Below are 12,422 nucleotides of genomic sequence, written 5' to 3'. Positions count from 1 at the left end.
TCGGTATAAACGGGGCATGCGTCAAGTTATATGAATCAGCGGTGTGCTTATGAGGAATGGTTACAACGCACCTTGAGTTTGCCGAGTAGGCTGATGGAGGTAAGCGTCTTCCAGGGTCGGCAAGACGTGGCAGGGCACATGCCTGCCGGACACACCATGATGTAGTTGGCAGTCTCATAAATATAAGGAGAGGTTGGTCATGCTTTCGGAATTAGAACTTCGCAGCATTATTGAAGGAAGTTTCCTGCCCAAACGGTGCGAATGCACCAAAGCCGAAGATGCTTCGCTGACGATCAAAGTCTTTGACGACCAGGATCGTGACCGGGTGGATTTGGAAGTCAAAGGGATAAACGCGGACACACTCGACAGCAGTCGAGCCATTTGCAACCTGATCACCGGGTTGCGTGAAGACCTCCGGCAAGCCCATGCACCCGTCCTGCAAAGAGTTGGCGGACGTGGCTATTACTAGGCCGACGCCTGAGGTTGAGTGACTGAAGACCGGTGGGCCTGGATAAATCCCAGGCCCAGTGCCGTTACCGTGGCCGCCGCGAGCAGGCGGGCGGGGTGTGCATTTTCCTGATGCTTCAACGCTTCAATTCTGAAAGTCGCAGGCTTCGGACATCTTCCGGTAGCCCACGTCTTCCACCTTGCCTGCCTTGTCCACGAATTTGATATCCGCATTGATGACCTTGCACTCGTCGGTATCGGTTTCGTGCATGGCGATCACTCTGTCGATGTTCAATGGCATCCCGTATTGATATTGCACGGGTTTGGCCGCAGCCGGCGAGGTATCGGCCTGGGCCATGCCCGAGCCTGCCGCCAGAGCCAATGTGCCGGTGAACAGGCCGGTAAACAGTAAGGTACGCAGTTTCATGATGGTGCTCCGCAAAGGGTTCGACTTCACTGTCGACCGGCGGGATTAACCATCGATTAATTTTTTCCTGGCTGACAAAACCTTCATGAACCCAACTGGTGGCGATACGGCAGGTCCGGTCCGGTCTTGCTGCAGGTCATGGCGGCGGCGCGGATGGCAAAGCCGAGCATGCTGTCCACCTGCGCGCGGGTCAGCTGCTGCAGGCCCTCCACCGAATCCAGCTGTTGCTCGGTCAACCAGGCAATCAGCGCAGCCTGGAAGGTGTCACCCGCCCCCACGGTATCGGCCATCACCACCTTGACTGCCGGTTGCGACCACGTGCCGTGCTGGCGGCTGAATACGCTGGCGCCATCGCCGCCGCGGGTGAGGAATACCAGCTGGCAACGGTGCTGCAGCCAACCTTGCAGCACGCTTTCCGGCGATTGCTCGGGGTAGAGCAGGTGCAGGTCTTCATCGCTGACCTTGATAAGGTCTGCATGCTTGACCAGCTCGGCCACGCGGTCGCGCCATAGCTGGATGTCCGGCTGCGGGTTGAGGCGCACGTTGGGGTCGAGGCTGATCAAACGCTTGCCGCTTTCGCGCTTGACCAGGCTCAGCAGGGTGTCGCCCACCGGCTGTACCACCAGTGAAAATGAGCCGATATGCAAGCCACGAATGTCTGCGCCCAGCTCGGGTAGATGGGCGATTTCCAGCAGTCGGTCGGCACAGCCTTCACCACGGAAGTTGTACTGCGGCGAGCCATTGGCACCCACGGCAACCATCGACAACGTGGTGGGCGCGGCAAACTCCACCAGGAATTGCTCATCTACGCCCTCGTCCTTGAGCACCTGCAGCAGGCGTCGCCCCAGGAAGTCGGTCGACAACCCGCCGAACAGACCGGCCGCGATACCGAGACGGCGCAGGCCCACCGCCACGTTGAACGGCGATCCCCCGGCAATCGCCTTGTAATTGACCTTGGAAGCCTGCCCGCTGGCATCTTCTTCGCTGAAAAAATCGAACAGCGCTTCGCCACACACCAGATACATAGTCGTTCGCTCTTAAAGGGTTGCCACGAGCTGCTGGTAGCGCTCGTAAGCCTGTTGATAGGCACTGACATTGCTTGCCACCGGCAGGGTACGGCTGGTGGGGTCGACACTCACACATTTGTCGCAGAGGCTGGCCAGGGATTCGCCGGACTGGCTCCACGCGGCCTGGATCGCCGCGCCCAGGGCGGCGGCTTCGCTTTGTTCGGTGCACACCACTTCGGTGTTCATGATATCGGCGACCATCTGCCGCCACACCGGGCTTTTCGAGCCACCGCCGATCAGTCGGATACTCTGGCTTTGCAGGCCGGTCTGGCGCAGCAGATCCAGGCCGTAGCGCAGGCCGAAGGTGGTGCCTTCGACCACGGCGCGACAGAGGTTGGCGCGGGTCAGGTTGGTCATGGTCAAGCCGTGCAGGCTGCCGGTGGCGTGGGGCAGGGCGGGCACGCGTTCGCCGTTGAGGAACGGCAGCATGCTCACGCCCTCGGCGCCGATCGGGGCTTGCGCGACCAGGCTGTTGAATGCCGCCAGGTCGAGCTCGAACAACTCGCGAACCACCCCGGTGGCATTGGTCAGGTTCATGGTGCAGATGAGCGGCAGCCAGCCGCCGCTGGATGAGCAGAAGGTCGCCACCGATGCCTGCGGGCTGACGCTGGGTGGGTCGGCAAAGGCATACACGGTGCCCGATGAGCCCAGGCTCATGGTGATGACGCCCGGTGCAATATTGCCGGTACCGATGGCGCCCATCATATTGTCGCCACCACCGCTGGAAACGACCGCGCCGGGATTGATGCCCAGGCGTTCGGCGATGGCCGGCAGCACGCTGCCCACCGTCTGGTTCGCCTCGATCAGCTGCGGCAACGCGGCCTCCAGGCGGCCGCTGGGGTCGATGTGCTGGAGCAGGTCCAGATCCCACCCGCGGGTGCGCACATTGAAGTAACCGGTGCCTGAAGCATCGCCGTATTCCGCGACGGCGCGGCCGGTCAGCCAATAGTTCAGGTAGTCGTGGGGCAACAGGATATGGGCGATGCGGGCGAATACATGCGGATGTTGTTCGCGGGTCCAGAGCAGTTTCGACACGGTGTAGCCCGGTGCGATCGCCACACCGAGACGTTCCAGCGAGCCTTGTTCGCCCCCCAGATACGCGAGCAGGCGCTCGTTTTCAGGCGTGGTTTCGGTGTCACACCACAGTTTGGCCGGGCGCAGTACCTGGCCCTGGTCATCGAGCAAGACCAGCCCGTGCTGTTGGCCGGAAACACCGATGCCGAGGATGTCCTGGCCATCCACACCAGCCTGTTGCAGGGCGCGGTGAGTGGCTTCGGTAAAGGCGTCGAGCCACTCCTGAGTGTGCTGCTCGCGCCGGCCGTTGGCACCGCTGATCAGTGTATGCGCGGCGGCGCCCAGGCCCAGGACTTTGCCGCTGGAAGCATCAAGGACGATGGCCTTGGTGCCCTGGGTGCCACAGTCGATGCCAAGGAACAGGTTTTGCCGGGTCATGGTGGGGTGCTCAGCATTATTGTTTGATGGTAAATGCGGTCAATGTGGGAGGGGGCTTGCTCCCGATAGCGGTGCACCAGTCAATACAGACTTAACTGACCCACCGCTATCGGGAGCAAGCCCCCTCCCACAGTTTCAAGCCGGTTTCTTCAGCAGGTGCTCCAGGGTTCGGGTGACGCCGTGATCGCGCAAGCTGGAAAAGCACCGCTCAAACGCTGCCACAAACTCAGGCGAATTGGGAATAGCCGTGCCGAAAATCTCTTCAACCGCGAGCAGGCGCCGGCTGATCAAGGCGTCATCGCTCACCAGCCCCTGGCAGAATTCGGCACGCGGGTCGGGGATCTTGTAGCTCACGCCATTCTCATCCACACCCTTCAAATACAGCGCCCAGGCGGCGACTACCAGTGCTGCGCGTTCAGTCTCCCGGCCGTCGGCAATCAGGCGATTGATCGTCGGTACGGTGAACTTGGGAAACTTCGACGAGCCGTCGGAACACACGCGCTCCAGCTGGTCGGCAATCGCCCGGTTGGAAAAGCGCTCCACCAGGCTCTGTTTATAGTCGCTCAGGTTGATGCCCGGCACCGGTGCCAGGTTCGGCGTGACGTCCAGGTCCATGTAGGCACGCATATAGGCCACAAACAGCGGGTCGTTCATGGTCTCGTGCACAAACCGGTAGCCCTTGAGAAAACCCAGGTAGGTCAGCGCCAGGTGGCTGCCATTGAGCAGGCCGATCTTCATTTCTTCATACGGTGTGACGTCGTCGGTGAACTGCACGCCGACCTTCTCCCACGCCGGGCGGCCGTTGACGAAGCGGTCTTCGAGTACCCACTGCACAAAGGGTTCGCACACCACTGGCCAGGCATCGTCGATGCCATGCTCATCATGCAGTTGCAGGCGATGGGCGGTGCTGGTCATCGGGGTGATGCGGTCGACCATGGCGTTGGGAAAACTCACGTTGGCCTTGATCCAGTCGTGCAGCTCGGCGTTGTGCAGGGCGGCAAATGCCAGCAGCGCTTTGCGGGTGACCGCGCCGTTGTGCGGCAGGTTATCGCAGGACATCACGGTAAATGCCGGAGTGCCCGCCGCACGGCGTTGGGTCAACGCCGCGCAGATGAACCCGAACACCGTTTTAGGTGCGTTCGGGTGGGCCAGGTCGTGCTGGATCTGCGGCAGATGGGCCATGAACTCGCCAGTGCTGTCGTCGATGCAGTAGCCGCCTTCGGTGATGGTCAGCGAAACAATGCGAATCTCGGGGCTGGCCAGTTTGTCGATCAGCGCCCGGGCACCGTCTTCGGCCAGCAGCATGTCGCTGATCGAGCCGATCACGCGCACTTCGGTGTCGTCGGTATCCCCCAGTTCATACAGGGTGAACAGGTAGTCCTGGCCGGCCAGGTCGTCGCGCGCCTTGCGATCCTCGCTGCGCAGGCCGACGCCGCAGATGCTCCAGTCCAGGCCCTCGCCGGTATTCATCAGGGCATCGGTGTAATACGCCTGATGCGCACGGTGGAAACCGCCGACGCCAATATGGGCGATGCCTTGGGTGGTGTCGGCAATCGCATAGGCCGGCAGTTTCACCTGCGGCGCCAGTTGAGTGAGGTGCTGTTTATTCAGTTTCATCACAAGTCTCGCGAAATCAGGCGGCGGCGCGCAGTGGGCGGGCCACGGCGACACCCTCGGTATCGAACAGATGGCAGTGCGCCGGGTCCAGGTGCAGGTGCAGCGTTTCGCCGTACTGGCTGGCCATGTCGCCGCGAATGCGCAGGGTCAAAGGCTCGCCGCTGGCGGTCACGACATGGCAGAAGGTGTCACTGCCCAGGCGTTCGCCGACGTCGGCGGTGACGGTCAGCGTGGTCTGGCCGGGTGCGGCGATTTCCAGGTGCTCCGGGCGAATCCCCAGGGTCACGGCACTGCCTACGCTCAAGCTGGCGCTGCTCAAGGGCAGGTTGATCAGGGTGCCGGCGTCCAGCTGCACGGCGCAGCCTTGGCTGTCGACGCGGGTGACCTGGCCTTTGAGGAAGCCCATTTTCGGCGTGCCGAGAAACCCTGCCACAAACAGGTTGGCCGGCCGGTGATACAGCTCCAGCGGCGAGCCGACTTGCTCGATGCGGCCGCTGTTGAGCACCACCACCTTGTCGGCCAGGGTCATGGCTTCGACCTGGTCATGGGTCACGTAGATCATGGTCGCTTGCAGTTCCTTGTGCAGGCGTGCCAGTTCCAGGCGCATCTGCACGCGCAGCGCGGCGTCGAGGTTGGACAGCGGCTCGTCGAACAGGAAGATCTTCGGATTGCGCACAATCGCGCGTCCAATCGCCACGCGTTGGCGTTGGCCGCCGGACAGTTGCTTGGGCTTGCGCTCCAGCAACGGGCCCAGTTCGAGAATGCGCGCCGCTTCGCTGACTTTGCTTTCAACCAGTTTTTTGTCGACACCGGCCAGGTCCAGGGCAAACGACATGTTCTTGCGCACACTCATGTGCGGGTACAGCGCATAGGTCTGGAACACCATCGCCAGGTCGCGCTTGGCCGGGGTCACTTCGGTGATGTCGCGGCCATCCAGTTCGATGGTGCCTTCGGTCACTTCCTCCAGGCCGGCGATCAGGCGCAGCAGCGTCGATTTACCGCAGCCCGATGGGCCGACGAACACCACGAATTCCTTGTCATTCACTTCCAGGTCGACGCCCTTGATGATCGAGAAGCCTTCGAAGCCTTTTTGCAGATTGTTGATTTTCAGGTTGGCCATGATGGGCCTCCATCTTCAAATTATTATCAGGAAACCGTTACTTCACGGCGCCGAAGGACAAACCGCGCACCAGCTGTTTCTGGCTGATCCAGCCAAAGATCAGGATCGGCGCACAGGCCAGCGTCGACACGGCCGACAGCTTGGCCCAGAACAAGCCTTCGGGGCTGGAGTACGAGGCGATCAGCGCGGTCAGCGGGGCGGCGCTGGACGAGGTCAGGTTCAGCGACCAGAACGCCTCGTTCCAGCACAGGATCAGCGACAGCAACACGGTGGAGGCCAGGCCGCCCTTGGCGATCGGCAGCAGCACGCGGACCATTTCCTGCCACAGGGTGGCGCCATCCAGGCGGGCGGCTTCGAGGATGTCCTTGGGGATGTCCTTGAAGTAGGTGTAAACCATCCAGACCACGATCGGCAGGTTGATCAGGGTGTAGATGATGATCAGCGCAATCCGCGTATCCAACAGGCCAAAGCTCTTGGCCAGCAGGTAGATCGGCATCAATACCCCCACCGGCGGCAGCATCTTGGTGGACAGCATCCACAGCAGCGTGCCTTTGGTGCGCTGTGTTTCGTAGAACGCCATGGAGTAGGCGGCCGGCACCGAGATCAGCAGGCACAGGGCGGTAGCGCTGAAGGAAATCACCACGGAGTTCCAGGCGTACGCAAAGTAATTGCTGCGCTCGTTGATGTGCAGGTAGTTCTCCAGCGTCGGCGTGAAGATGAACTGCGGCGGCGTGGCAAAGGCATCGATTTCAGTCTTGAAGCTGGTCAACACCATCCAAAAGATAGGGAAGAAAATCAGGATCGCGATGGCCCAGGCCAGCGTGCCGAGCAACACACTTTGCAGGCGGCGGGATTGTTGAAGCGTCATGGCGCGGCCCTCAAGGCTTGTCAGTCAGGTTTTTGCCGATCATCCGCACCAGGATGATCGCCGCGATATTGGCGATGACCACGGCGATCAAGCCGCCGGCCGAGGCCATGCCCACGTCGAACTGCACCAGCGCCTGGTTGTAGATCAGGTAGGCGAGGTTGGTCGAGGCGTAGCCCGGGCCACCGTTGGTGGTGGTGAAGATTTCGGCGAACACCGAGAGCAGGAAGATGGTTTCGATCATCACCACCACGGCAATCGGGCGCGCCAGGTGGGGCAGGGTCAGGTGCCAGAAGATCGCAATGGCGCCGGCACCGTCCAGGCGCGCCGCCTCCTTTTGTTCCTGGTCGAGGGATTGCATGGCGGTCATCAGCAGCAAAATGGCGAAGGGCAGCCATTGCCACGACACGATGATGATGATCGACAGCAACGGGTAGTGCGCCAGCCAGTCCACCGGCTCGGCTCCGAACAGCTTCCACACGGCGGCGAGAATCCCCGAGACCGGGTGGAAAATCAGGTTCTTCCAGATCAGTGCACCGACGGTGGGCATGATGAAGAACGGCGAGATCAGCATCACCCGCACCAGGCCGCGACCGAAGAACTCACTGGCTTCCAGCAGGGCACTGATCAGCACGCCGAACACCACGCTGATCAGCAGTACGCTGCCCACCAGTAGCAGGGTATTGGTCGCGCCGGGCAGGAAGCCCGAGTCGGTGATGAAGTAGGTGAAGTTTTCCAACCCCACGAATGAGTTTTCGCCGGGGTAGAGCAGGTTGTAGCGGATCAGCGAAAAGTACAGGGTCATGCCCAGCGGTACGATCATCCACAACAGCAGCAAGGCCACCGAAGGGCTGACGAGGAACCAGCCGGGGTTGGCCAGGCGGTTTTTGGCGGGTGTATTCATGGTATTCAAGGCCAGTACAGAGCGAGAATCGGAGTGCGGTCAGGGTGGGAGGGGGCAAACCCCCTCCCACATTTGACGGTGAGATGCCTGGGTTACTTGGGGTAACCGGCCCGCTTCATTTCACGCTCGGTGGTGGTCTGCGCTGCGGTCAAGGCCTGGTCCACCGTCTGCTGGCCCGTCAGCGCACCGGAGAAGAACTTGCCGACCTGGGTACCAATCGCCTGGAACTCAGGAATGGTCACCAACTGGATACCGATATACGGCACCGGCTTGAGCGTCGGTTTGGTCGGGTCGGCGACTTTCAGCGATTCCAGCGTCACCTTGGCGAACGGCGCGGCCTTCATGTATTCGTCGCTGTAGGTCGACTTGCGCGTGCCTGGCGGCACATTCGCGATGCCGTCGGTCTTGGCCACCAGTTGGCTGTATTCCTTGGAGGTGGCCCAACTGGTGAACACCTTGGCGGCGTCCTTGGCTTTGGAACTGGTCGGGATCGCCAGGCTCCACGAGTACAGCCAGGACGTGCCCTTATCGGTTTTCTCGTGGGGGGCGAAGGTGAAGCCGACGTGGTCAGCCACCTTGCTCTGGGTTTTGTCGGTGACGAATGAGCCGGCCACGCTGGCGTCGACCCAGATCGCGCATTTGCCACTGTTGAACAGCGCCAGGTTTTCGTTGAAACCGTTGCTGGACGCACCGGGCGGACCGGATTTCTTCATGTTGTCGACGTAGAAGGTCAGCGCGTCCTTCCACTCAGGCCCATTGAATTCCGGCTGCCACTTCTCATCGAACCAGCGTGCGCCGTAGCCGTTGGCCAGGGTGGTGATCAGCGCCATGTTCTCGCCCCAACCGGCTTTGCCACGCAGGCACAGGCCGTACTGCTCTTTGGTCTTGTCGGTGAGTTTGGCGGCGAATTCGCCGATCTGGGTCCAGGTGGGATGTTCGGGCATCGTCAGCCCGGCGTCCTTGAACAGGTCGGTGCGGTAATAGGTGATCGAGCTTTCGGCGTAGAAAGGCAACGCGTACAGCGAGCCTTTGACCGACAGGCCGTCACGCACCGAAGGGAATACGTCGTCGAGGTCGTAGGACGCCGGCAGATCCTTCATCGGCTCCAGCCAGCCTTTGGCGCCCCACAGTGCGGCTTCGTACATGCCGATGGTCAACACGTCGAACTGCCCGCCCTGGGTGGCGATGTCGGTGGTCAGGCGTTGGCGCAATACGTTTTCTTCGAGCACCACCCAGTTCAGCTTGATCTCCGGATGCTCGGTCTCGAAGGTTTTCGAGAGCTTTTGCATGCGGATCATATCGCTGTTGTTCACGGTGGCGATGGTCAGGGTTTGCGCGCCAAAGCTGACGGCGCTGAGGGTCATGCAGGTGGTCATGCAAGTAAAGGCAAGCAGAGATTTTGCTGTGAACTTCATCGCGCACTCCATTTCCGCGCCCAGAGGGCTACAGAAGGACAGTTATTGTTGTTGTGTCTTCCCACAGGGAGTCAGGAAGAGTGTGCGTTGATTACAGCCTTGAAATGGGGAGGTGACAAATCCTTGGGAGCACTTCGGCTGATACTTTTTTGCACTCGCGGCCGGTGACTGAAAGCTTCAGGCCAGGTTCTGCTCAGTCAACCGCTGCACCGCCAAACGCCGATAGTGGGACGGGGTCATGCCCTTGAGCTGCTGAAAGCGTCGGTTGAAGTTGGAGATGTTGTTGAACCCGGATTCAAAACATACATCCGTCACCGCTTTATCGCCGTCGGCCAGCAGTTCGCAGGATTTGCTGATGCGCAGTCGATTGACGAATTCGATAAACGTGCGCCCGGTGGCCTGTTTGAAGACCCGTGAAAAATAGGTCGGCTTCATCCCCAGGTAGTCCGCCACTTCTTCCAGCGGCAGCTCGCGTGCGTAGTGAGCAAAGATATAGTCCACCGCGCGGTTGGTGCGGTCGATGCTGTGTTCATCCGCCAGTTGCGGGGTGGTGACGCCCGAGAGCAACTGGTAGTCCTCGCAGGCGCTGAGCACCTCCAGCAGGATAAAGAAGTGCCCCAGGCGCGCCATGCCCTGGGCGTCTTCGATACGTTGCATCAAGGTCATGGCTTGGGCGATGGTCTTTTTGCAGCGAAATTCGATGCCGTACTGTGCCCGCTCCAACAGCGGCGCCAAGGTCTTGAGTTCGGTAAAGATCTGGCTGCCGTTCTCCAGCAACTCATCGGTGAAATTCACCAGCATGTCGCGCTTGGGCACCACCTCGTCTTCCTCCACCTGGCTGATCCAGTTGTGGGGCAGGTTAGGGCCGGTGAGGAACAGGCTTTCCGGGTAGAAATTGCCGATATAGTCCCCGATAAACACCTTGCCGGAGCTGGCGACGATCAGGTGCAGCTCGTATTCCTTGTGGAAGTGCCAGCGCACCAGAGGGCAGGGGAAACCATGCTGGCGATAGATGATGGACAGGCCGTTGTGGTCGTCCATCAGCTCGTAGGAAGGGTCGGTGATTCGCGTTGCTCGGGTCATGCTGCCGTCGCTTTATTGTGGTTGCTGCGTAGGATAATGCCCCGTTGCATGCAACCTCGCCAGCCTCGGCGTTTAAGGCAGGCGGTTTTTTGCCTCGATCCACTGGGACATGTACTGGGTGCTTTTATGGGCATGGTGACGCAGCATGCTGCCGGTGAAGTTATCCCGTCGATGGGCCGCAAGCCGGCTGCGGCACTCCTCCAGGCACGCCACCAACGCCGGGCCGTGGACGTTCTGATCATAGCGCCGGGCCAGTAGCTGGCGGCCGTTTTCCTGGGCCTGGGTCCAGCGCTCGCGGTCTTGATACAACGCCACGGCCGCCGCAGCCAGGGCGGATGCACTCTGCTCGATCATGCCGGGCCAGGGTTGCTCGTCGCCCATGGCTTCGGCGCCGATCGGCGTGGTGATGTTCGGGGTGCCGCAGAGCATGGCATCCGCCAGTTTGCCTTTGATGCCGGCACCGAAGCGCAAGGGCGCCAGGCAGATACGCGCTGCGGTCATCACCTGCAAGGCGTCTTCGGCCCAGTTCATCACATGGAAACCCTGGGCTGGGTTGTGCAGGGCCGTGGCTTTGGGCGGGGTGTAGGCGCCGTAGATATGCAGCTGGGCGCCGGGCAACTGCTGGCGGATCAGCGGCCAGAGGCTGTTTTTCATCCAGAGCACCGCATCCCAGTTCGGGGCGTGGCGGAAGTTGCCGATGCTGAGGAAGTGCGCACGGTCTTCAAAGGGCGCAAAGGGCTCGGTAGGGGGCACCATCATCAGCGGGCACCAATGGAGCAGGGCCGCCGGCACCTTGAACTGCTCGGTGAGCAGGCGGATTTCCAGGTCGGAGATCATCAGGCTGATGTCACAGCGGTAAATCGCGGCGATCTCGCGCTTGGCCAGGTCGGTGTCGGCCATGCCTTGGAACGCCGGTTGCAAATCGGCGCAGAACAGGGCGCTGAAGTCATCACCGTCGGGGTCGGCCTTGAGATGCTCCTTGAGGCGCTGATGGCGTGCGTCGCGCAGGCTTTGCAGGTCTGAGGTTTCCAGTACGCGCAGGGCATCCGGGCAGCATTTTTCCACGCGCCAGCCGAACTGTTCCTCCATCATGAAACGGTCGAACAGCACGATATCCGGGGCCAGTTCGCGGATAAAGTCATCGAAACTGCTGTTATTGAGTTCGATGGCGCGTTCGGCAATGCCCAGTGCCGGCAGGTCGGCCTTATGTTCGCCAATGGTGGCAGGGCTACTGAAGGTAATGTCCCAACCTTGCGCAAGAAAACTCTCCAGGATCTGCATCATGTGCCCGCCTGCGGCAGAAGAACGGGGTTCCGGCCAGACGTAACCAATGACCAGGACTTTGGTGGCGGGCTGATTCATCAACAACGAGTTCCTTGAAGGGCAGGCGAAAGCGCGCAATTAAACCACAACGGCGCGACATGACAATTTGTGTACGGCGGTAGGTAGCGACGGGACTTTGTGGTTAACTTCCGCCTCTCGAATTCGTTTCAATAAACCAGCATAAGGATTCTGTTCATGGCTCAAGTCACCCTTCGTGGTAACCCTGTGCAAGTTGAAGGCGAACTGCCGCAAGTCGGCTCCCAGGCCCCAGACTTCACCCTGACTGCCGCTGACCTGTCGGACGCCACCCTGGCGACCTTCGCCGGCAAGCGCAAAGTGCTGAATATCTTCCCAAGCGTCGACACGCCGACCTGCGCGACTTCGGTGCGCAAGTTCAACGCCCAGGCCAATGACCTGAGCAACGCCGTCGTGCTGTGCATCTCCTCGGACCTGCCATTCGCCCAAGCGCGCTTTTGCGGTTCCGAAGGCCTGGAAAACGTGAAGAACCTGTCGGACTTCCGCAGCGCTGCGTTCTCCGAAGACTACGGCGTAAACATCGTTGATGGCCCGCTGCGCAGCCTGACCGCGCGTGCCGTGGTGGTACTGGACGAAAACAACAACGTGCTGCACAGCGAGCTGGTTTCCGAAATCGGCCAGGAACCGAACTACGAAGCAGCCCTGGCTGTTTTGAAGTAACTGTTT

At 60.8% G+C, this 12,422-nt stretch carries 12 protein-coding genes; 2 read left to right on the top strand and 10 right to left on the bottom strand.

Going from position 1 to position 12,422, the window contains the following annotated elements; all coding sequences use genetic code 11:
• Positions 1-199: 199 nt before the first annotated feature.
• Complete coding sequence (locus ACQRBT_RS23970) at positions 200-469, top strand: DUF1652 domain-containing protein (RefSeq protein ID WP_060757060.1); 270 nt, start codon at positions 200-202, stop codon at positions 467-469.
• 123 nt (positions 470-592) lie between these two features.
• Here the strand turns inward: ACQRBT_RS23970 and ACQRBT_RS23965 are convergent, their stop codons facing one another.
• From ACQRBT_RS23965 to ACQRBT_RS23920, 10 genes are all read right to left on the bottom strand, one after another.
• On the bottom strand, positions 593-874 hold the full coding sequence (locus ACQRBT_RS23965; RefSeq protein ID WP_060757059.1) for a DUF2790 domain-containing protein: 282 nt from the start codon (positions 872-874) through the stop codon (positions 593-595).
• A gap of 83 nt (positions 875-957) precedes the next feature.
• Positions 958-1,899: a carbohydrate kinase family protein gene (locus ACQRBT_RS23960; protein WP_060757058.1), complete on the bottom strand. Its 942-nt coding sequence runs from the start codon at positions 1,897-1,899 to the stop codon at positions 958-960.
• A gap of 12 nt (positions 1,900-1,911) precedes the next feature.
• Positions 1,912-3,393 (bottom strand): xylulokinase, encoded by a 1,482-nt coding sequence (gene xylB, locus ACQRBT_RS23955; protein WP_060757057.1) that lies wholly within the window; start codon positions 3,391-3,393, stop codon positions 1,912-1,914.
• 135 nt (positions 3,394-3,528) lie between these two features.
• Positions 3,529-5,010 carry a mannitol dehydrogenase family protein gene (locus ACQRBT_RS23950; protein ID WP_205343684.1) on the bottom strand — a complete coding sequence of 494 codons (1,482 nt, stop codon included), beginning with the start codon at positions 5,008-5,010 and terminating at the stop codon, positions 3,529-3,531.
• A gap of 16 nt (positions 5,011-5,026) precedes the next feature.
• Positions 5,027-6,130 carry an ABC transporter ATP-binding protein gene (locus ACQRBT_RS23945; RefSeq protein ID WP_060757055.1) on the bottom strand — a complete coding sequence of 368 codons (1,104 nt, stop codon included), beginning with the start codon at positions 6,128-6,130 and terminating at the stop codon, positions 5,027-5,029.
• A gap of 37 nt (positions 6,131-6,167) precedes the next feature.
• Entirely contained in the window at positions 6,168-6,998 is an 831-nt protein-coding gene (locus ACQRBT_RS23940; RefSeq protein ID WP_060757054.1) for a carbohydrate ABC transporter permease, read from the bottom strand.
• A 10-nt stretch (positions 6,999-7,008) separates the two neighbouring features.
• On the bottom strand, positions 7,009-7,899 hold the full coding sequence (locus tag ACQRBT_RS23935) for a carbohydrate ABC transporter permease (RefSeq protein ID WP_060757053.1): 891 nt from the start codon (positions 7,897-7,899) through the stop codon (positions 7,009-7,011).
• Between the two features lie 92 nt (positions 7,900-7,991).
• The gene (locus ACQRBT_RS23930; RefSeq protein WP_372241730.1) at positions 7,992-9,275 is read right to left on the bottom strand and encodes an ABC transporter substrate-binding protein; all 1,284 of its coding nucleotides are present in this window, start codon (positions 9,273-9,275) and stop codon (positions 7,992-7,994) included.
• A 216-nt stretch (positions 9,276-9,491) separates the two neighbouring features.
• On the bottom strand, positions 9,492-10,397 hold the full coding sequence (locus ACQRBT_RS23925) for an AraC family transcriptional regulator (RefSeq protein ID WP_060757051.1): 906 nt from the start codon (positions 10,395-10,397) through the stop codon (positions 9,492-9,494).
• 72 nt (positions 10,398-10,469) lie between these two features.
• Positions 10,470-11,759: a glycosyltransferase gene (locus tag ACQRBT_RS23920; protein WP_412046833.1), complete on the bottom strand. Its 1,290-nt coding sequence runs from the start codon at positions 11,757-11,759 to the stop codon at positions 10,470-10,472.
• A 156-nt stretch (positions 11,760-11,915) separates the two neighbouring features.
• Here ACQRBT_RS23920 and tpx point away from each other — a divergent pair, with 156 nt between their 5' ends.
• On the top strand, positions 11,916-12,416 hold the full coding sequence (gene tpx, locus ACQRBT_RS23915; RefSeq protein ID WP_090371392.1) for a thiol peroxidase: 501 nt from the start codon (positions 11,916-11,918) through the stop codon (positions 12,414-12,416).
• Positions 12,417-12,422 lie beyond the last annotated feature (6 nt).

Source organism: Pseudomonas sp. R19M (genome assembly GCF_050312585.1).
Taxonomy (GTDB): Bacteria; Pseudomonadota; Gammaproteobacteria; order Pseudomonadales; family Pseudomonadaceae; genus Aquipseudomonas; species Aquipseudomonas palleroniana.
This window is presented reverse-complemented; position numbering and strand designations above follow the sequence as displayed.